This is a genomic window from Lentzea sp. DG1S-22, assembly GCF_036321065.1.
Lineage (GTDB): Bacteria > Actinomycetota > Actinomycetes > Mycobacteriales > Pseudonocardiaceae > Lentzea > Lentzea jiangxiensis.
This window is the reverse complement of the sequence record NZ_CP143276.1, coordinates 6,552,792-6,573,814: the sequence shown is the minus strand read 5'-3', so window position 1 is coordinate 6,573,814 and position 21,023 is coordinate 6,552,792. Positions and strand designations below refer to the sequence as shown.

Annotated in this window: 15 protein-coding genes; 2 read left to right on the top strand and 13 right to left on the bottom strand. The window is 68.2% G+C overall.

The features are described 5' to 3' along the window. The first annotated feature begins 85 nt into the window (after positions 1–85). A complete protein-coding gene (locus V1227_RS31030) occupies positions 86–367 on the top strand; it encodes a DUF4287 domain-containing protein (RefSeq protein WP_329788858.1) in 282 nt (93 codons plus the stop codon). A 70-nt stretch (positions 368–437) separates the two neighbouring features. After that, on the top strand, positions 438–1,568 hold the full coding sequence (locus V1227_RS31025) for a DUF418 domain-containing protein (protein WP_329788857.1): 1,131 nt from the start codon (positions 438–440) through the stop codon (positions 1,566–1,568). 99 nt (positions 1,569–1,667) lie between these two features. Here V1227_RS31025 and V1227_RS31020 read toward each other — a convergent pair whose 3' ends face one another. The 13 genes from V1227_RS31020 to V1227_RS30960 form a co-directional block, all read right to left on the bottom strand. Continuing rightward, positions 1,668–5,564 (bottom strand): DNA-directed RNA polymerase subunit beta', encoded by a 3,897-nt coding sequence (locus V1227_RS31020; RefSeq protein ID WP_236216148.1) that lies wholly within the window; start codon positions 5,562–5,564, stop codon positions 1,668–1,670. Positions 5,565–5,666: 102 nt separating this feature from the next. Continuing rightward, positions 5,667–9,152: a DNA-directed RNA polymerase subunit beta gene (gene rpoB, locus V1227_RS31015; protein ID WP_236216150.1), complete on the bottom strand. Its 3,486-nt coding sequence runs from the start codon at positions 9,150–9,152 to the stop codon at positions 5,667–5,669. Between the two features lie 666 nt (positions 9,153–9,818). Next, positions 9,819–10,604, bottom strand: a complete 786-nt coding sequence (locus V1227_RS31010; protein WP_329788856.1) for a hypothetical protein — start codon at positions 10,602–10,604, stop codon at positions 9,819–9,821. An 86-nt stretch (positions 10,605–10,690) separates the two neighbouring features. After that, a complete protein-coding gene (locus V1227_RS31005) occupies positions 10,691–11,191 on the bottom strand; it encodes a hypothetical protein (protein ID WP_329788855.1) in 501 nt (166 codons plus the stop codon). After that, on the bottom strand, positions 11,191–12,420 hold the full coding sequence (locus V1227_RS31000; RefSeq protein ID WP_329788854.1) for an MCE family protein: 1,230 nt from the start codon (positions 12,418–12,420) through the stop codon (positions 11,191–11,193). The genes V1227_RS31005 and V1227_RS31000 overlap by 1 nt, the downstream gene beginning before the upstream one ends. Then, complete coding sequence (locus tag V1227_RS30995; protein WP_329788853.1) at positions 12,417–13,556, bottom strand: MCE family protein; 1,140 nt, start codon at positions 13,554–13,556, stop codon at positions 12,417–12,419. Before V1227_RS30995 ends, V1227_RS31000 begins: the two co-directional genes overlap by 4 nt. After that, positions 13,553–14,719: an MCE family protein gene (locus tag V1227_RS30990; RefSeq protein WP_329788852.1), complete on the bottom strand. Its 1,167-nt coding sequence runs from the start codon at positions 14,717–14,719 to the stop codon at positions 13,553–13,555. The genes V1227_RS30995 and V1227_RS30990 overlap by 4 nt, the downstream gene beginning before the upstream one ends. Continuing rightward, a complete protein-coding gene (locus V1227_RS30985; RefSeq protein WP_329788851.1) occupies positions 14,716–15,717 on the bottom strand; it encodes an MCE family protein in 1,002 nt (333 codons plus the stop codon). The genes V1227_RS30990 and V1227_RS30985 overlap by 4 nt, the downstream gene beginning before the upstream one ends. Then, positions 15,714–16,745 (bottom strand): MCE family protein, encoded by a 1,032-nt coding sequence (locus V1227_RS30980; RefSeq protein WP_329788850.1) that lies wholly within the window; start codon positions 16,743–16,745, stop codon positions 15,714–15,716. Before V1227_RS30980 ends, V1227_RS30985 begins: the two co-directional genes overlap by 4 nt. Then, positions 16,742–18,064, bottom strand: coding sequence for an MCE family protein (locus V1227_RS30975; RefSeq protein ID WP_329788849.1), 1,323 nt, complete (start codon positions 18,062–18,064; stop codon positions 16,742–16,744). Before V1227_RS30975 ends, V1227_RS30980 begins: the two co-directional genes overlap by 4 nt. Then, positions 18,061–18,870 (bottom strand): MlaE family ABC transporter permease, encoded by an 810-nt coding sequence (locus V1227_RS30970; protein ID WP_329788848.1) that lies wholly within the window; start codon positions 18,868–18,870, stop codon positions 18,061–18,063. Before V1227_RS30970 ends, V1227_RS30975 begins: the two co-directional genes overlap by 4 nt. After that, positions 18,870–19,652, bottom strand: a complete 783-nt coding sequence (locus tag V1227_RS30965; RefSeq protein ID WP_329788847.1) for an MlaE family ABC transporter permease — start codon at positions 19,650–19,652, stop codon at positions 18,870–18,872. The genes V1227_RS30970 and V1227_RS30965 overlap by 1 nt, the downstream gene beginning before the upstream one ends. Beyond that, positions 19,649–20,716: an ABC transporter ATP-binding protein gene (locus V1227_RS30960; protein WP_329788846.1), complete on the bottom strand. Its 1,068-nt coding sequence runs from the start codon at positions 20,714–20,716 to the stop codon at positions 19,649–19,651. The genes V1227_RS30965 and V1227_RS30960 overlap by 4 nt, the downstream gene beginning before the upstream one ends. Positions 20,717–21,023 lie beyond the last annotated feature (307 nt).

Here is a 21,023-nt window from a genome sequence, read left to right as displayed (position 1 = left end):
CCCACCTGATCTCGCCGACAAATTTTCTTGTCAAGACAGAGTTGGTTGTCCTAGTCTCGGTCCCACCAGACGAACGGAGACCACGATGTCCTTCCAGGCCTACCTCGACGGCGCGGAGAAGAAGACGGGCAAGACCCCCGCCGAACTGCTGGCCGCGGCCGCCGAGCGGGGCTACGACGCCACGACCAAGGCGGGCGAGTTCCTGGAGTGGCTGAAGAAGGACTACGACCTGGGCCGCGGTCACGGAATGGCGTTGTTCCACGTCCTGAAGAACGGACCGGAGATCAGCGCCAAGCACGTCGGCACCACCGGCAGCCACCGCGACGACTCCGCCACACTTCGCCTGGACGGCCTCGCAAACCGCTGAAACGTGAAGCTTCCGTCACGTATATTCCCAGGTCAGCACGTCGCTGGTGCTGTTGACCCTGGGGACTCGGATGAACACGGTGAGCAAGCGGTCGCTGGCGCCTGACCTGGCGCGCGGCTTGATGTTGATGCTGATCGCGCTCTCACACGCGCACCAGTTCATCCGCGGGCATCCGACCACCCACCGCAACTACCCGACGGACGGCGACTCGCTCGACCTCGCGATCGCCGGCGTGCAGATGGTCTTCGTCGACGGACAGCCGTTGCCGCTGTTCGCGGCGTTGTTCGGCTACGGGCTGGTTCAGCTGGCAGGTCGGCAGCCCACGTGGCCCGCGGCGCGCTGGACCGTCGTCAAGCGCTGCTTCTGGATGATCGTGCTCGGCGGCCTGCACGCGCACTTCCTGTTCGAGGCGGACATCCTCGGCACCTACGGCCTGCTCGGGCTGATCCTGGTCGGCACGATGGTGTGGCGCGACCAGTCGCTGCTCGCGCTCGCCGGCGGCTGGATGGTCGTGTACCTGGCCTACGTCGTGCTGTCGGCGTTCCGCCTCATCAAGGTCGACGGGGTGTTCCCCGAAGGGATCGCCACCTGGGCGTTGCACTCGGTGGCGTGGCCCGCGGCGGTGCTGGTGCCGGTGGTGCTGGGCATGTGGGCCGCACGGCACAAGATGCTCATGGAGCCGGAACGGCACGTGCGGTTCCTGCGGAACGTGGCGATCGGCGGCATCAGCTTCATGATCGTCGGCAGCCTGCCGCTCGCCCTGACCGTCGCGCAGGTGCTGCCGGGCGTGCCGATGCCGCTCGTCGTCCTGCACACCGTCAGCGTCCTGCCCGGCGGCCTCGGCTACGCGGCGCTGATGGGTTGGATCTCCGCCCGTGTCAAGAAGCCGAACCTGCTGATGGTGGCGATCGCCGCGACCGGTGAGCGCTCGCTGACCAACTACATCCTGCAGTCCGTGTCGTGGACGCTGGTGTTCACGATCGGCGGCCTCGGCTACCGCATCGGCGTCGCGGAAGCCTCGCTCGTCGGTCTGCTCACCTGGCTCGCGACCGTCGTGCTGTCGCTCGGCATGCACCTGGCCGGCATCCGCGGGCCACTGGAGGTGCTGCTGCGGTTCCTGACGTACGGGCGGCGCAAGAAGAAGCCCGGGGCGCGTCCTCCGCTCCCACCGGCTCCCGCGCTGGCCCAGCAGTCCAGGTAGCCCGGCACGGCCTGGTCCTGCCGCGCAGGCCCACCCACTCCCGGGAACGGGAACGGCCCCCGGAGCGCGAGGCTCCGGGGGCCGTTCCAAGACCACCGACTAGCGGTAGTCGCGACCGAAGTCGTAGTCGTCCAGCGGCACCGCGGCACCCGTGCCCGTGCCGAAGACGTCCGGGGTGTAGTACCCGTCGTCGTACGAGGGGATCGCGTACGCAGCGGCACGCGCCTCCTCGGTCGGCTGGACCTGGATGTTGCGGTAGCGGTTGATGCCCGTACCGGCCGGGATCAACTTACCGATGATGACGTTCTCCTTCAGACCGATGAGCTTGTCCGAACGCCCGTTGATGGCGGCGTCGGTCAGCACACGCGTGGTCTCCTGGAACGACGCGGCGGAGAGCCACGAGTCCGTCGCCAGCGAGGCCTTCGTGATACCCATCAGCACCGGACGGCCGGCTGCCGGCTCGCCACCCTCGGCGACGACGGCGCGGTTGCCCGACTCGAAGTCCGCGCGCTCGACCAGCGAGCCCGGGAGGAACTCCGTCGCACCCGAGTCGATGATCGTGACCCGGCGGAGCATCTGCCGGACGATGACCTCGATGTGCTTGTCGTGGATCGCCACACCCTGGGCGCGGTACACCTTCTGCACTTCCTGCACCAGGTGCAGCTGGGCCTCGCGCGGGCCCATGACGCGCAGGACCTCGTGCGGGTCCGGAGTACCTTCCAGCAGCTGCTGGCCGACGGCCACGTGGTCGCCGTCCTGCAGCGGGCCGGTGGCCGTGTTGGCGAGACGCTGACGCTTGGACAGCTTCTCGAACACGATCTCCTCGGAGCCGTCGTCCGGGATCAGCGTGATCTTCCAGAAGCGGTCGCCGTCCTCGATGCGGACGCGGCCGTCGACGTCGGCGATCGGCGCCTTGCCCTTCGGGACGCGGGCCTCGAAGAGCTCCTGGACACGCGGCAGACCGGTCGTGATGTCGTCACCGGCCACACCACCCTGGTGGAAGGTGCGCATCGTCAGCTGCGTACCCGGCTCACCGATCGACTGGGCGGCGACGATGCCGACGGCCTCGCCGACGTCGACCAGCTGGCCGGTGGCCATCGAGCGGCCGTAGCAGGACGCGCACACACCGACCGCGGACTCGCAGGTCAGGACCGAGCGGACCTTGACCCGCAGGATGCCGGCCTCGACCAGCGACTGCAGAGCCGGGTCGCCGAGGTCGTCACCGCGGTTCAGCACCAGGTTGCCCTGGGCGTCGTGGATGTCGTCCGCGACCGTGCGGGCGTAGACCGACGTCTGCGCGAACTCGTGCAGGCCGACCTTGTCGCCCAGCTGCTCGCCGACGGTCATGTTCACGCCACGCGTGGTGCCGCAGTCGACCTCGCGGATGATGACGTCCTGCGAGACGTCCACCAGACGACGGGTCAGGTAACCCGAGTCGGCGGTGCGCAGCGCGGTGTCGGCCAGACCCTTGCGGGCACCGTGCGTCGCGATGAAGTACTCGAGCACCGACAAGCCCTCGCGGAACGAGTTCTTGATCGGACGCGGGATGTACTCACCCTTCGGGTTGGTCACGAGACCACGCATACCCGCGAGCGAACGGACCTGCGTCATGTTGCCGGCGGCGCCGGACTGCACGATGACGCGGATCGAGTTGTCCTCGGGGAAGTTGTCTTCCATGATCTCGTGGACCTGCTCGGTGGCCTTGGTCCACACCTTGACCAGCTCGGAGTTGCGCTCCTCGTGGGAGAGCTGACCGCGCTGGTAGCGCTTCTCGACGGCGTCCGCGAGGCGCTCGTGCTCCTCGAGGATGTCCTGCTTCGCCGCGGGCACGAGGACGTCCGAGATCGCGACCGTGACACCGGAGCGGGTGGCCCAGTGGAAGCCGGCGTCCTTCAGCTTGTCCAGCGTCCGGGCGACGGTGACCATCGGGTACCGCTCGGCCAGGTCGTTGATGATGATGGCCTGCCGCTTCTTGGGCATGACCTCGTTGATGAAGGCGTAGTCCTGCGGCAGGATCTCGTTGAACAGCACGCGACCCAGCGTGGTCTCCGCGAGCCACGGCTGACCGGGCTCCCAGCCCTCCGGCTCCTGACCCTTGGGCGGGTTCTTGTCGGAGACGCGGATCTTCACCATCGCCTGCAGGCCCAGGACCTTGCGGTCGAACGCCATCAGGGCCTCGGCGGGCGACGAGTAGAAGTGGCCCTCGCCGATGTCGCCGGGCTTGTGACGGGTCAGGTGGTACAGACCCGTCACCATGTCCAGACGCGGCATGGCCAGCGGCTTGCCGGACGCCGGGGACAGGATGTTGTTCGACGACAGCATCAGCACGCGGGCCTCGGCCTGCGCCTCGGCGGACAGCGGCAGGTGGACCGCCATCTGGTCACCGTCGAAGTCGGCGTTGAACGCTTCACAGACCAGCGGGTGCAGCTGGATGGCCTTGCCCTCGACCAGCTGCGGCTCGAAGGCCTGGATGCCGAGGCGGTGCAGCGTAGGAGCACGGTTGAGCAGCACCGGGTGCTCGGTGATGACCTCTTCCAGCACGTCCCACACGGCCGGGCGCGCACGCTCGACCATCCGCTTGGCGGACTTGATGTTCTGCGCGTGGTTGAGGTCCACGAGCCGCTTCATCACGAACGGCTTGAACAGCTCCAGGGCCATCTGCTTGGGCAGACCGCACTGGTGCAGCTTGAGCTGCGGGCCGACCACGATGACCGAACGGCCGGAGTAGTCGACGCGCTTGCCGAGCAGGTTCTGGCGGAACCGGCCCTGCTTGCCCTTCAGCAGGTCGGACAGCGACTTCAGCGGGCGGTTGCCCGGTCCGGTGACCGGACGGCCGCGGCGGCCGTTGTCGAACAGCGCGTCGACGGCCTCCTGCAGCATCCGCTTCTCGTTGTTGACGATGATCTCGGGCGCGCCGAGGTCGATCAGTCGCTTGAGGCGGTTGTTGCGGTTGATGACGCGGCGGTACAGGTCGTTCAGGTCGGACGTCGCGAAGCGGCCACCGTCGAGCTGCACCATCGGGCGCAGGTCCGGCGGGATGACCGGGACGCAGTCCAGGACCATGCCCTGCGGGTTGTTGCGGGTCGCCTGGAAGGCGGCAACGACCTTGAGGCGCTTGAGCGCACGCAGCTTCTTCTGGCCCTTGCCGCTGCGGATCGTCTCGCGCAGGACCTCGGCCTCGGCGTCCACGTCGTAGTCACCCAGCAGCTTCTGGATGGCCTCGGCGCCCATGGCACCGGTGAAGTAGTCGCCGTAGCGGTCGTACAGCTCGCGGTAGAGCAGCTCGTCCGCGATCAGCTGGGCGCGCTCGAGCTTGGTGAAGGTGGACCAGATCTCGTCGAGGCGGTCCAGCTCGCGCTGGGCGCGGTCGCGGAGCTGGCGCATCTCACGCTCGCCGCCCTCCTTGACCTTGCGGCGCACGTCGGACTTGGCACCCTCGGCCTCGAGCTCGGCCAGGTCGGCCTCGAGCTTCTGGGCGCGGGCCTCCACGTCGGCGTCGCGGCGGTTCTCGACGCGCTTGCGCTCGACCTGCATCTCGCTCTCGAGCGTCGGCAGGTCGTTGTGGCGCAGCTCGGCGTTCACGCCCACGATGACGTAGGCGGCGAAGTAGATGATCTTCTCGAGGTCCTTGGGGGCCAGGTCGAGCAGGTAGCCCAACCGGCTGGGGACGCCCTTGAAGTACCAGATGTGCGTGACCGGAGCGGCGAGCTCGATGTGGCCCATGCGCTCACGACGCACCTTCGCGCGGGTCACCTCGACGCCGCAGCGCTCACAGATGATGCCCTTGAAGCGCACGCGCTTGTACTTGCCGCAGTAGCACTCCCAGTCCCGGGTGGGACCGAAGATCTTCTCGCAGAACAAGCCGTCCTTCTCGGGCTTGAGCGTGCGGTAGTTGATGGTCTCGGGCTTCTTGACCTCGCCAAAAGACCACTGGCGGATGTCGTCCGCGGTCGCGAGACCGATGCGGAGCTCATCGAAGAAGTTGACGTCGAGCACGTCTACTCTCTTCCCCTTTTTTAATCGGTGGCAAAAGGAGCTGGTCGGGAGGGCCAGGGAGCGCTACACGGGAGGCGTTGCGCTCCCTGGCCGGCGAGGTGACTAGTTGACGACGTCGTCCACGGAGGGCGACTCGGACCTCGACAGGTTGATGCCGAGGTTCGCGGCCGCGCGCTCCAGGTCCTCGTCGTCGCCGTCGCGCATCTCGATCGCGGCACCGTCCGAAGACAGGACCTCGACGTTGAGGCAGAGCGACTGCAGCTCCTTGAGCAGCACCTTGAAGGACTCCGGGATACCGGGTTCCGGGATGTTCTCGCCCTTGACGATGGCCTCGTAGACCTTCACGCGGCCGAGCACGTCGTCGGACTTGATGGTGAGCAGCTCCTGCAGGGTGTATGCGGCGCCGTACGCCTGCATCGCCCAGCACTCCATCTCACCGAAGCGCTGACCACCGAACTGCGCCTTACCACCCAGCGGCTGCTGCGTGATCATCGAGTACGGGCCGGTCGAACGCGCGTGGATCTTGTCGTCCACCAGGTGCAGCAGCTTCAGGATGTACATGTAGCCGACCGACACGGGGAACGGGTACGGCTCGCCGGAGCGGCCGTCGAAGAGCTGCGCCTTGCCGTTCTCCTTGACCATCCGCTCGCCGTCGCGGTTCGGGATCGTCGAGCCGAGCAGGCCCGTGATCTCCTCTTCCTTGGCGCCGTCGAAGACGGGGGTCGCGGTCTTGGTGCCGGGCTCGACGTCGTACAGCTCTTCCGGCAGGTTCTTCGCCCAGTCCGGGTCGCCGTTGACGCTCCAGCCCTGCTTGGCGATCCACCCGAGGTGGGTCTCCAGCACCTGGCCGATGTTCATACGACGCGGCACACCGTGGGTGTTCAGGATGATGTCGACCGGCGTGCCGTCCTCGAGGAACGGCATGTCCTCCGCGGGGAGGATCTTGCCGATGACGCCCTTGTTGCCGTGGCGGCCGGCGAGCTTGTCACCGTCCTGGATCTTGCGCTTCTGGGCCACGTAGACGCGGACGAGCTCGTTGACGCCCGGAGGCAGCTCGTCGTCGTCCTCACGCGAGAAGACGCGGATGCCGATGACCTTGCCGTACTCGCCGTGCGGCACCTTCAGCGAGGTGTCGCGCACCTCGCGCGCCTTCTCACCGAAGATCGCGCGGAGCAGGCGCTCCTCCGGCGTCAGCTCGGTCTCGCCCTTGGGCGTGACCTTGCCGACGAGGATGTCGCCCGGCTGCACCTCGGCACCGATGCGGATGATGCCGCGCTCGTCGAGGTCGGCCAGGACCTCCTCGGAGACGTTCGGGATGTCCCGGGTGATCTCCTCGGCGCCGAGCTTCGTGTCGCGGGCGTCGATCTCGTGCTCCTCGATGTGGATCGAGGTGAGAACGTCGTCCTGCACGAGGCGCTGCGACAGGATGATCGCGTCCTCGTAGTTGTGGCCTTCCCACGGCATGATCGCCACGAGCAGGTTCTTGCCGAGCGCCATCTCACCGTTCTCGGTGCACGGCCCGTCGGCCAGGACCTGGCCCTCCTGCACCCGGTCGCCCTCGTTCACGATGGGCTTCTGGTTGATGCAGGTGCCCTGGTTCGAGCGGCGGAACTTGTGCAGCGCGTAGGTGTTGCGCGCACCGTCGTCGGCCATGACGGTGATGTAGTCGGCGGAGACCTCCTCGACGACACCCGTCTTCTTCGCGACGACGACGTCACCGGCGTCGACGGCGGCGCGCAGCTCCATGCCGGTGCCGACGAGCGGCGACTCGGAGCGGAGCAGCGGCACGGCCTGGCGCTGCATGTTCGCACCCATCAGGGCGCGGTTCGCGTCGTCGTGCTCGAGGAACGGGATCATGGCCGTCGCGGCCGACACCATCTGGCGCGGCGAGACGTCCATGTAGTCGACGTCGGTCGGGTCGATGAACTCGACCTCGCCGCCCTTCTTGCGGACCAGGACGCGGTCGTCGGTGAAGTTGCCCTCGTCGTCGGTCGGCGAGTTCGCCTGCGCCTTGACGAAGCGGTCTTCCTCGTCCGCGGTCAGGTAGTCGATCTGGTCGGTGACCCGGCCGTCGACGACCTTGCGGTACGGCGTCTCGATGAAGCCGAACGGGTTGACCCGCGCGTAGGACGAGAGCGAACCGATCAGGCCGATGTTCGGGCCTTCCGGCGTCTCGATCGGGCACATGCGGCCGTAGTGCGACGGGTGGACGTCGCGGACCTCCATGCCGGCCCGCTCACGGGACAGACCACCCGGACCCAGCGCCGACAGGCGGCGCTTGTGGGTCAGACCCGCGAGCGGGTTGGTCTGGTCCATGAACTGCGACAGCTGCGAGGTGCCGAAGAACTCCTTGATCGCCGCCACGACGGGACGGATGTTGATCAGGGTCTGCGGCGTGATGGCCTCGACGTCCTGCGTGGTCATGCGCTCGCGGACGACGCGCTCCATGCGGGACAGGCCGACGCGGATCTGGTTCTGGATCAGCTCGCCGACCGTGCGCAGACGGCGGTTGCCGAAGTGGTCGATGTCGTCGACCTCGACGGGGACCTCGGTGCCGTTGGCGCCGTCCATCATCGTCTCACCGGCGTGCAGGCGGACGAGGTACTCGATCGTCGTGACGATGTCGTCCTCGGTCAGCACACCGGTGTTGATGTCGGTGTCCAGGCCCAGCTTCTTGTTGACCTTGTAGCGGCCAACCTTCGCCAGGTCGTAGCGCTTGTCCTTGAAGAACAGGTTCTCCAGCAGGGCCTGCGCGGACTCCTTCGTGGGCGGCTCGCCCGGACGCAGCTTGCGGTAGATGTCGAGCAACGCCTCGTCGGTACCCGCGGTGTGGTCCTTCTCGAGCGTGGTCAGCAACGTCTCGCTGAACGCGAACCGCTCGCGGATCTGCTCCGTGCTCCAGCCCAGAGCCTTCAACAGCACCGTCACCGGCTGGCGACGCTTCCGGTCGATGCGGACACCGACGGTGTCGCGCTTGTCGACGTCGAACTCCAGCCAAGCACCCCGGGACGGGATGATCTTGACGCTGAAGACGTCCTTGTCGGTCGTCTTGTCGACCGCGGTGTCGTAGTACACACCGGGCGAACGCACGAGCTGAGAAACCACCACGCGCTCGGTGCCGTTGATGATGAACGTGCCCTTGTTCGTCATCATCGGGAAGTCACCCATGAACACCGTCTGGCTCTTGATCTCGCCAGTGGTGTGGTTGGTGAACTCGGCCGTGACGAACAGAGGTGCCGCGTACGTCATGTCCTTGTCCTTGCACTCCTCGGTCGAGGCCTTGACCTCGTCGAAGCGCGGGTCGGAGAAGGACAGTGACATGGAGCCGGAGAAGTCCTCGATCGGCGAGATCTCGTTGAGGACCTCTTCGAGGCCGCCCGTCGGGGTCTCGTCACCGGCGTCGACGCGGCGCTGGAACCACGCCTCGTCACCGGTGAGCCATTCGAAGGACTGGATCTGCAGGTCGAGCAGGTTGGGCGTCGAAAGCGGTTCGTGAATCTTCGCGAAGGAGACTCGCTTCGGCGCTCCAGGGATCCCCGACGTGGAGTTGGTCGCAGCAGTGGCCTTGGTCGCGCGAGAGATCGCCAAGATGCGTCCTTCCAGGGACAGGTAGCTGGCTAGAGCGAACTAGCACGGCTGTCAAGGGTGCGGCGATGCCCGACTAATCCACGCTCTCGGCGAAGGGCAAGCGGAAAATGGGCAGCGCAAAGGGGCAGTCTAGCCACGCGCACGGCGACTGTCGAGAGGCACCTGGAAGGACCCTCCTCTTGCTCACCGACAGAGTGACCCTGCATGAGCGCGCAGTCAAGATGTTGCGGGCCGATCCACCCTCTGGATGGAGCGGCGTTCTCTTCCCTCCAGCCGAATGACCTGCACAAACACGTGTGCGGCCGGTTTGGTGGGAAGTTGACGGCTTCAAGCGGTCTCACAGAGCGCCACGAGAATTCGTGTGACCGAGATCACGCGTGTCGGGGCTGGCGGAGGACGTCGGTTCGGTGCTTCTGGGGCTCCTGAGGCGACCTCGCAGGGAGTTGATCTTAGCCAGTGGAGATCAGGTACCCGGAGCCGGGCCGGGCCAAACGATCTTGGGCGCGGTTGTGCCGGGGCTCGCGGCCGGCGGCGCCGGGGCGGGGTGGGTCAGGACGGCCCACGGCACCCCGAGGGTGAGGTGTGGCGGTCCCAGGGGGCGTGGGCGCGGCCCTGCGCGGTCGGCTCGTGGCAGGGCCGCGGTCGACACGCTCCCGAGCGGATCCGTCAGCAGCCCTGGAGCTGGCGGTTCTGCTCGGCCGTCGCGCCGAACATCTCCATGTTGTCGATCTTCCAGCGGCCGTCGGCGTCCACGGCGCTCACGCGGAGCATGGCGGTGCCGCCACCGGTCTGGTTGTCGGTCGTGCGGGTGGTGACCTGGTCGGCGAAGACGAGGACGGCGGCGCGGCCGTCCTTGAGGGACGACACGGCCGAGGAGACCACTCGGACGGTCACGACGAGCTTCTGCTGCGGCGCGACTTCCTTCACCGGGCCGAAGACGGCGTTGTACTGGCACAGGGCCTTGCCGGTGAGCAGTTCCTTCGCGGCCTTCTCGGTGGCCTCGACGTCGGCGAAGTTGTACGAGAACGACTTCTCGACGGCCTCGCGGACCTGGCCGTTCACGGCCGAGGTGGTGGCCGAGTCGACCAGGGCCGCGTCGTAGCCCACCGCGCGCGACTTCATCAGGAAGAACGTGCCCAGGCCGCCCAGCAGCACCGCCACCACCAGCAGGGACACCGGGAGCAGCCAGCCGGTCCTCGCGGCCGGCGGCTCGTCGGCCTTCTCAGCCGAGGCGGGCTCGTCCACGGCCTCGGCGGTGGCAGGCTCGTCAGCAGCGGCCCTGTCCGCCGCCTTCTCGCCCGACGGCTTCTTCACCGCCGGCGGCTCCCACTCGACCGGCGCCGGCGCCTTGAGCTCCGCCTCCTCGACCGCGCCCGGAGCGGCGGGCACGGCCTCAGCCGGCTCGGCGGGCTCGGCCGGGGAAGCGGCGGGGCGGCGGTTCAGACCGGCCACCTTCGGGCGGCCTCCTGCGGGCGGCGTGGGGATGGGGCGGCGGCGGGATGGGGGCACGTGCACTCGTCCAATCAACTCTGGCCGGATCAGACGCCGGCCCGCAGCGGGCCCAGCTGGCTCAGCTTCCAGCCGTCCTCGGTGCGGGTGAGCTTCGTCAGGTACCGGTTGATCTTGGTGACCTTCTGGCCGCCGTCGGGCGTCACGGTGCTCTCGACGACGGCGATCATCGAGGCGCTGCCCGCGCGGTCGTCCAGCTCGGTGATCGCGGCGTCGAGGACCTTCGACGTCGTCACGGACTTGGCGTCGACCAGCTGCTTCTTGCGCGAGTCCTTGTCCTTGTCGATCTCGGCGCGCAGGTCGCCGGTCGACGAGCTGAGCCAGCGCTGCAGGTCCTCGTCGACCTTCCGGTAGTCGAGCGTCAGGAAGTTCGTGATGCCGACCTGGCCGGAGCGCAGGGCCTCGTCGCGCGTCGCGGCGAACGACGACTCCGACGAGTGCGACGCCGAGTACCAGGCCACGCCCGCGTACGCCGCGAAGCCGAACGCCAGCACCGCCAGCACCACGGCGACCACCGTGAAGATCCGCACTACTTCTTCTCCTCTGGCAAACCGAGCAGCTGGCCCAGCGACGTCAGCAGCGGCACCTCGGGCGCCGCCTGCTGCCCGGCCGGCTCCTGACCGGGCTGCGTCGTCGCGTTGCCCACCGGTGTCGTCGGCGTTCCTCCGTACGGCGCGTTCTGCGAGCCTCGCACCGACGTCGCCGACCCGCGCGCCAGAGCGCAGTAGGCCTGCGTGTTCAGCGGCGCGGCGGACGTGTCGTCGCCCGTGCGGATGGTCGTGCCCTCGTACCCGGCCGTGCACGGCATCGGGTCGAAGACGTTCAGCGCGAGCCCGAAGTGGGCCGTCCCGTCACCCGGCGCCACGGTGAAGCCGCCACCGACGGCGATCGGGTACGTCACGGCGATCTGCTCCAGACCGTCGCGCCTGGTCACGAGGATGTTCGAGGTGGTCAGCAGGTTCGCGAAGACCACCCCGAGGTTCGGCCCGCTCTCCTTCAGCAACGCCGACACCTGCTCCGACGCGGGCGGCACGGCGACGATGAGCCGCCGCAGGTCGCCGTCGGAGGCCTTGAGCTGCTCGGCGAGCAGCCGCAGGTCACCGCTGAACGACCGGATGGCTCCACCGGCGGCGGCCTGCGTGCCGAGCACGATCCGCCCGTCCGCGAGCAGCTTCGTGGTCTGCGGCAGGTGCTCGCGCGCGGCGGCCGTGAACGCGGCGGTGTTGTCGATCAGCAGCTGGAGGTCGCCACCGGTCCCGTTGAACGCCGTGTGCAGCTCGTCGACCACGGTCTTCAACGAGTCCGTGGGCACCGACGACGCGAACGCGTCCAGGTTGGACAGCAGCCCGTCGACCGGCGGCGGCGTCCTGGTGGCCGAGCGCGGGATGACCGACCCGGCCTGGAGGAACGGGCCCTCGTCCGACTTCGGCCGCAGGTCCACGTACTGCTCGCCGACGGCGGACCGGTTGGCCACGACGGCCTCGGTCGCGGCCGGCACGCGCGGGGCGTCCGCGTCGAGCTCCAGGTCGACCTCGATGCCGTCGGAGGTCAGCCGCAGCTGCCCGACCCGGCCGATCGTGACGCCGCGGTAGGTGACCTCGGCGTTGGTGAAGATGCCGCCGGAGTCGGCGAGCTGCATCGTCACGACCGTCGACGCCGACTTGAACAGGCCCACGTACGTCGCGCTGACGTACGAGATGCCCAGCAACGCGACCAGCACGAACGCGCCGATCTTGAGCTTCGTCGACCGCAGGATCACTTGCGACCCCCTCCCAGCAGACCGCCGAGCAGGTCGCCCAGCCCGGACCCGGTCGGTTGCCCGGGGTTCGGCAGCGGGATGTTCGGCATCGGCAACGGAGTACCCGGCGTCGGCAGCAGAGAGTCGATCGGCGACTGCCGCGACCGGCCCAGGTTGTCGACGATCGTCCCCAGGTTCAGGTCGAGGTCGATGAACGCGTTGGTGTAGTCGCCCTTGATGCCGTCGAGCGCCTCGTCCGGGAACGGGTAGGTCAGCAGCAGCTCGAGCGACTTCGGCAGGTTCTGCCCCGACTCGGCGAGCTTCGTCAGCGTCGGCTGCAACGCCTTCAGGTCCGCCACGATGTCGTCACGGCTGCGGTTCACGGTGTCCGTGGCGACGTCGGAGAGGGTGTCCAGGGACTTCAGCAACGTCACGAGCTGGGTGCGCTGTTCCGCCAGCACGCGCAGGCCGGGCTCCAGGTCGGTCAGCGCGACGGCGATCTTCTCGCGCTGCTGCGCCAGCGTCCCGGCGAGCCGGTTCATCGAGTCGAGCGCGCGGACGATCTCCGCCTTGTGCTCGTCGAGCTCCCCGACGAAGGTGTTGAGGTTGCCCAGCAACGAGCGGATCTCCTGCTCGTTGCCCTCCAGCGCCGCGTTGAGCTCCTTGGTGACGTTCTGCAGCTGCGCGACACCACCGCCGTTGAGCAGCATCGACAACGCGCCGAAGACCTCTTCGACCTCGGGGTTGCGGTTCGTCTTCGACAACGGGATCACCGCGTTGTCCGCCAGCGTGCCGGTCGCGTCGGAGGGCTTGCCGAGCTCCACGAACTTCTCGCCCAGCAGCGCCGACTGGCGCAGCTTCGCGAACGCGTTGGCCGGCAGCCGCACGTCGCCGTTGACCAGCATGGTCACCTCGGCGGTCCAGCCGTCGGAGCCCAGGTCGATCTTCTCCACGCGCCCCACCGGCACGTCGTTGACCTTCACGCCGGCCTGCGGCACGAGGTCGAGGACGTCCTTGAACTGCGCCTTCACCCGGTACGGGTGGTCACCGACGTCGGCACCGCCCGGCAGCGGCATGGTGTAGACGCCGTCGAAGCCACCCGAGCCGCAGCCCGACACGAGCAGCACCGCGGTCAGTCCCGCCACGAGCTTCCTCACTGCGGCACCCCCGCGAGCGGCAGGGGCAGCGGCAGCCTGCCCGCGTTCAGGTCGCCCAGCACCTCGGCCGGCGACTTCAGCGGGATCGCGCCGGTCAGCAACGGCTCCAGCTGCTTGCACGTCTGCGCGAGCACGGGCGGCACGTTGTTCGGCGTCGCCTGCTGCACGAGCTTGCAGACCAGCACGATCGGCGGCTGGTTCAGCTCGTTGATGTTCGCGCGGGTGTCGAGCGTGCCGGACGCCGCGTTGTAGGAGTTCTGCAGGTTGCCCAGGGCCAGCGGGGCGACGTCGAGCGTCTCGGCCAGCGCCGCCCGCTGGTTCACCAGCACCTGCGTGATCGTGGCGAGCTTGTCCACGTTGGACTTGAGCACCTCGCGGTTGTCCTTGACGAACCCCTGCACCTGCCCCAGCGCGGTGGCGAGCTCCGAGAGCGCGGCACCGAGGTCGCCGCGTTCGTCGGCGAGCATCTTCGACACGTCGGCGAGCTGCTTGTTGAAGTCCCGCACCTGGCTGTCGTTCGCCGCCAGCATCGCGGTGAACTTCTGCAGGTTGTCCACGGTCGCGAACAGGTCCTCCTTGGACCCCGACAGCGTGCGCGTGGCCTGGCCCAGGTTCTTCAGCGTGTCGTTGAGCGCCTGGCCGTTGCCCTCGAGGTTCTTCGCCGCCGAGTTCAGCAGGTCGGCGAGCGCCCCGTCGGCGTTCGCGCCGTTGGGTCCCAACGCGGTCGTGAGCTTGTCGAGCGACGAGTACAGCTCGTCCAGCTCGACCGGCGTCGCGGTGCGCTCGCGCGGGATCACGGCGTCGTCGCCCAGCGCGGGGCCACCGGTGTAGGCGGGCGCGAGCTGCACGTACCGGTCGCTGACCACGCTCGGCGAGACCACGACGGCCTGCGCGTTCTCGGGCACCCGCACGTCGCGGTCGAGGGTGAACACGACCTTCACGGTCCTGCCCTCGGGCGTGACCTCGTCGATCGTGCCGACCTTCACGCCGAGCACCCGCACGTCACCGCCGGGGTAGACGCCGACGGCCGCCGCGAAGTGCGCGGTGACCCTCCGCCCGTTCATGCCGGCGAAGACCCACCAGAGCGCCGCCGTCACGACCAGTGCGAGCACGCACGCGATCGCGATGAAGCGCCCGACCCTGCTCTGTGCCACGTCAGTCATCGCCGCACCCCCGGAGGCAGGCAGCCTTCCTCGTTGAACCCGACGACGCCGAGGTTCACCGAGGGCGGCAGCAGACCGCAGATGTAGGTGTCGAACCAGCGGCCGTTGCCCAGGGTGTTCGCGAACACCCGGTAGAACGGCGCCATCAGCGCGAGGCTGCGGTCGAGGTTCTCCTGGTTGCGCTCCAGCACCCCGGTGACCCGGCCGAGCTGCTCCAGGGCCGGCTTGAGCTGGTTCTGGTTGTCCTGCACCAGACCGCTGAGCTCACGGGACAGGTCGCGCGTGCCGGTCAGCAGCGCGCTGATCGCCTCGCGTCGCTTGCGCAGCTCGCCGAGCAGCAGGTTGCCGTCCGACAGCAGCTTCTCGAACTCCGCGTTGCGGTCGGCGAGCGTCTTGGTCAGCTGCCGGGTGTTGTCCAGGAGCTTCGCGAGCTGCTCGTCGCGCGAGGAGATCGTCTTCGACAGCGCGGACAGGCCGTCCAGCGCGCCGCGGACGTGCTCCGGCGAGTTCTTGAAGGTGTCGGACAGGACCGTGAAGCTGTCCGCGAGCTGCTTGGTGTCGATCTGGCCGACCGTCGTCGCGAGCCCGTTGAACGCCTCGTTCACGTCGTACGGCGCGAGCGTGCGTTCCTTCGGGATCGGGTTGCCCGGCGACAGCGGCTGGCTGCCCTGCGGGTCCAGCGCCACGAACTTCTGGCCCAGCAACGTCTTGATGCGGATCATCGCGGTCGTCCGGTCGCCCACCCAGGCGTCCTTGACCTTGAACGTCACCCGCACCCTGTCGCCGTTGAGCTCGACCTTGGTGACCTTGCCGACCTTCACGCCGGCGACGCGGACCTCGTTGCCCGGCACCAGTCCCGCGGCCTCGCTGAAGTCCGCGGCGTAGCTCGTGCCGCCGCCGACGATCGGCAGGTCGTCGGAGTAGAACGCGGCCAGCAGCAACAGGGCGATCAACGTCAGGCTGATCGCGCCGGTCCTGATCGGGTTGGTGGTCTTCATCGGCGGCACCTCTGCTGCGTCACCGGCAGCGCCGTGATCGGGATCGGGTTGCTGATGACCGGCGGCACGGCGACCTGGCCGCTGGCCTCGCACAGGTAGAAGTTGAACCACGAGCCGTAGGTCGCGGTCCGCGTGATCGTCTCCAGCTTGTTCGGCAGGCGTTGCAGCATGCCGTCGACCACGGCCTCGCTGTCCCCCAGCGTCTTCGAGACGATGCCGAGCTGCGCGATGTCGTTGCGCAACGGCTCGCGCCCCTGCTCCAGCAGCCCGGCGGTGGCCTGGGTGAGGTCGCCGAGCGCGGTGATCGCGTCCCCGATCGGTTGGCGGTCCTGCGCGAGGCCGGACACCAGCGTCTGCAACGTGACGACGAGGTTGGTGAAGTCCTCGTCGCGCGAGTTCACGGTCTCGAGGGCGGTGTTGAGGTTGTCGACGACCTCGCCGATCACCTCGTCCTTGCTCGCGAGGGTGCTGGTCAGCGACGCCGTGTGCCGCAGCAGGCTGTCGATCGTGCTGCCTTCTCCCTGCAGCACCTGGATGATCTCGAACGACAGCTTGTTCACGTCCTCCGGCGACAGCGCCTGGAAGAGCGGCTTGAAGCCGTTGAACAGCACCGTGAGGTCGAGCGCCGGTTTCGTGCGGTCCAGCGGGATCGTGCCGCCCTCGGGCAGCACGGCGCTGGTGTCGCCCGTGCCGGACTCCAGCGCGATGTACCGCTGCCCCACCAGGTTGCGGTACTTGATCGTCGCCGTCACCGACCCCGGCAGCCTGCGGTCGCCGTCGATCGAGAACGCCACCTCGGCGGTCTTGCGGTCGACGATCCGGATCTCGTCGACCTGGCCGACGCGGACGCCGGCGATGCGGACGTCATCACCCTCGTTCAACGCCGTGACGTCGGTGAACTGCGCCTTGTAGTCCGTGGCGGCGCCGAGGTCCACGTTGGCGATCGTCACCGCGAGCAGCGTCGTGGCGAGGATCGTGACCAGCGCGAAGGTGATCAGCTTGAGCAGCGGTGCGAGCACGCCCTTCACTCGACCGTCACCTCCGCTCCGCGCACGAGCGGTCCCAGCAGCAGGCTCGACCAGCCCGGCATGTCCTGCGGCTCGACGCCGACGCGGGGACCGAACAGCGCCGCGACCAGCCGCGCCTCCTCCGGCGAGTTGGCGAGGTTGACGGCGTCCCGCGCGGACGACGGGATGGTGGAGCCGGGCGGCAGGACCCCGTCGTTCGCGACGCGGGCGGGCGGCGGTGAGCTGGAGCCGTCCTGCACCGGCCCGTCCGGCGGGTACTGCGGGAAGGGGTCCGGCCGCGGGACCAGGTCGTAGCAGCGGGGTCCGCGCTTGTCGCGGTACTCGGGCTCGTCGAGGTTCGGCCGGTACTTGCCGCGGTTCTGCGTGATCTCCAGCGTGATGTGCAGACCGGGCTCGTTGGTGCCCTGGCCGAACGCCTTGCTGATGACCGGTTCGAACTCCGCGAGGCCCTTGAGCAGGCAGGGGTACTCGGGCGCGTACTTCGCGAGCAGCTCGAGCGTCGGGCGGCTCGTGCCGGCGAGGTTGATGATGTTGTTCTTGTTGACCGTGACGAAGCTCGTGAGGTCCTGCGACGTCGTGGTCAGCGTGCCGTAGAGCGACAGCAGGTTGTCGCGCTGCTCGACGACGGTCCTGGTCGTCGTGGTCATGTCGTTGAGCGCCTGCAGCAGGTCCGGCGCGGCGTCCGCGTAGACGTTCGAGACGTCCGCGAGCCGGGAGATGTTCTCCTTCAGCGCGGGCAGCTGCGGGTTGAGCTCGCCGAGGTAGGAGTCGAGCGACACCAGCGTCTCGCCGAGCGGCTTGCCGCGGCCGTCGAGCGCCTGCGACAACGCGGTGAGGGTGGTGGCGAGCTTCTCCGGCTGGATCGCCTGCAGCACCGGCATCAGGTTGTCCAGCACGCGTTCGAGCTCGATCGCGCTGCTGGTGCGGTCCTGCTCGATGACCGCGCCCTCGGTGATGGCCGCGCCCTTGCGCTGCGGCAGCACGAGGTTCACGTACCGCTCGCCGAACAACGTCTTGGGCAGCAGCCGCGCGCTGACGTTGGCGGGGATCTGCTCCACCTTGTCCGGCAGCAGCGCGAGCTCCAGCTCGGCACCGTCACCGCTGGTGCGCACGGCCTTGACCGAGCCGACGATCAGCCCGCGCACCTTGACGTCGCTCGCGGTCTGCAGCTGGTTGCCGATGCGGTCGGTCTTGAGCGTGACCTCGACGTAGTCGCTGAAGACGTCCTTGTAGAGCGCCACCGTGAGCGACAGGAACATGGCGATCGCGAGGAGGAAGGCGATGCCCAGAACGCGCTGCGACCCCTTCTTCGGCATCATCCCGCGATCCTCACCGTCGTCGTCGCGCCCCAGATCGCGAGGCTCAGGAAGAAGTCGAGCAGCGCCGTCGTGACGATCGCGGTCCGCACCGCGCGGCCGACCGCGACACCGACACCGGCGGGGCCACCGGACGCGCGGTAGCCGTAGTAGCAGTGGGTCATGATGATCACGACCGCGAAGACCAGCACCTTGCCGAACGACCAGAGCACGTCGATCGGCGGCAGGAACAGGTTGAAGTAGTGGTCGTACGTGCCGGCCGACTGCCCGTAGAACTCGACGGTGATCGTTCTCGCCGCCAGGTAGCTCGTCAGCAGGCCGATCACGTAGAGCGGGATGATCGCGACGAAACCCGCGATGATCCGCGTGGTCACGAGGAACGGCAGGCTGGGGATGCCCATGACCTCCAGCGCGTCGATCTCCTCGGAGATCCGCATCGCGCCGAGCTGGGCCGTGAAGCCGGACCCGACCGTGGCGCTCAGGGCCAGTCCCGCGACCAGCGGCGCGATCTCGCGGGTGTTGAAGTAGGCGGACACGAAGCCCGCGAACGCGGACGTGCCGATCTGGTTGAGGGCCGTGAAGCCCTGCAGGCCGACGACGGTCCCGGTGAACACGCTCAGCCCGACCATCACGCCGATCGTGCCGCCGATGACCGCGAGCGCACCGCTGCCGAAGCTCACCTCGGCCAGCAGCCGCAGCGTCTCCTTGGAGTACCGCCTGAGCGCGCGGGGCGTCCAGGCCAGCGCCTTGATGTAGAACGACAGCTGGTCGCCGAACCCGTCCAGGGTGGACAGCACCTTGTTCGCCATCAGCTCCCCTTCGCGGGCACGACCTGCAGGTAGATCGTGGTGAGGACGAAGTTGACGAAGAACAGCAGCAGGAACGTGATGACCACGGCCTGGTTGACCGCGTCCCCGACGCCCTTCGGCCCACCGGACGGGTTGAGGCCCCGGTAGGCGGCGACGATGCCCGCGATGAACCCGAAGATCAGCGCCTTGAGCTCGCTGATCCACAGGTCGGGCAGCTGCGCCAGCGCGGAGAAGCTCGCGAGGTACGCGCCGGGCGTGCCGTCCTGCATGATCACGTTGAAGAAGTAGCCGCCGAGCACACCGACGACGCTGACCATGCCGTTGAGCAGCACGGACACCAGCATCGCCGCCAGCACCCGCGGCACCACGAGCCGGTGGATCGGGCTGACGCCGAGCACCTCCATCGCGTCGATCTCCTCGCGGATCTTCCGCGACCCGAGGTCCGCGCAGATGGCACTGCCACCCGCGCCCGCGATGAGCAGCGCCGTCACGATCGGACTGGCCTGCTGGATGATCGCCAGCACGCTCGCCGCACCCGTGAACGACTGAGCACCGATCTGCCGCGTCAGCGACCCGAGCTGCAGCGCGATGACCGCGCCGAACGGAATCGACACGAGCGCCGTCGGCAACACCGTCACGCTGACGATGAACCAGCTCTGCTGGATGAACTCGCGCAGCTGGAAGGGCCGCCGGAACGACGTCCGCACGACGTCGATCCCGAGCTGGCACAGCTTGCCGGTCTCCCGCAGAGCGCCGGCCCCGGGAAAGGTCTGGGTGCTCACAGCACACCACCGTGCCGCGGCCAGGGGGAAGGCGCGGGAGCGGGGACGGGCATCCCGACGTGCACGCCGTACCGCACCTGCTCCTCGCTCGTCAGGCTCGCGATGATCCCCTGCTGGGCCTCGAACGGCAGCTGGTGGATGATCGACATGACCCGGTCCTTCCGCCGCCGCACCGCATCCCGGTAGGGCAGCCCGGGCGTCGGCTCCAGCTGCGGCACGACACCCCGCATGTCCTCGTCCGGCGACCCGTCCGAGTGCCCGGCGTCGGCGTGGGCCTGCTCGGCGGCCATCGTCGCCTGGTCCTTCTCCTCGGACATGCCGATGGGCCCGAGCCGCCGCCCGTTGAGGAACTGCTCGACGACAGGCTCGTCACTGGTCAGCAGCACCTCGCGCGGCCCGAACATGACGAGCTCCCGCCGGAACAGCATCCCGAGGTTGTCCGGCACGGTCCGGGCGATGTTGATGTTGTGCGTGACGATCAGGATCGTCGCGTCGATCTGCGCGTTGAGGTCGATCAGCAGCTGGCTGAGGTAGGCGGTCCGGACGGGGTCCAGCCCGGAGTCCGGCTCGTCGCACAGGATGATCTCGGGGTCGAGCACCAGCGCACGGGCGAGACCGGCCCTCTTGCGCATACCGCCGGAGATCTCACCGGGGAGCTTCTTCTCCGCACCGACGAGACCGACCATCTCCATCTTCTCGAGGACGATCCGCCGGACCTCGGCCTCGGTCTTGCGGGTGTGCTCCCGCAACGGGAAGGCGATGTTGTCGTACAGGTTCATCGACCCGAACAGCGCACCGTCCTGGAACAGCACGCCGAACATCTTCCGGATCTCGTACAGCTTGTGCTCGGAGCACCGCACGAGGTCCGTGCCGTTGATGACGATCTTGCCCTGCTCGGGCTTGAGCAATCCGACCAACGACTTCAGGAACACGCTCTTGCCCGTGCCCGACGGCCCGAGCATCACGCTGACCTCACCCGGCGGCAACGTGAGCGTGACGTCCTGCCAGATGGTCTGCTTGCCGAAGGACTTGGTCAGACCCTCGACGACCACCTCGACACCCATCCACGCACCTCCGCACACGGCCCGAGGACGCCGAGGCGATCGGCGTCACACTGGGGCAACGAGTTCGTTCGCGGCAGGTTACTCACCAGTTGGCCTAACGACGGTTGCGGTCGGATAACAGCACGCAGCGTGACCTCGCAAAACGGTCACCGACGCCTGGGCCACCGCCTGACAACCGGGATTTTCGAGACCGATGTGACTCCAAACACACCGCCTGCAACGGCAGCCGCCTGCGAACCGGACGAACCCGGAGAACGCGAAAAGCGGGCGCGCACCCCCGTTGAAAGGTGCGCGCCCGCTTCAGGCA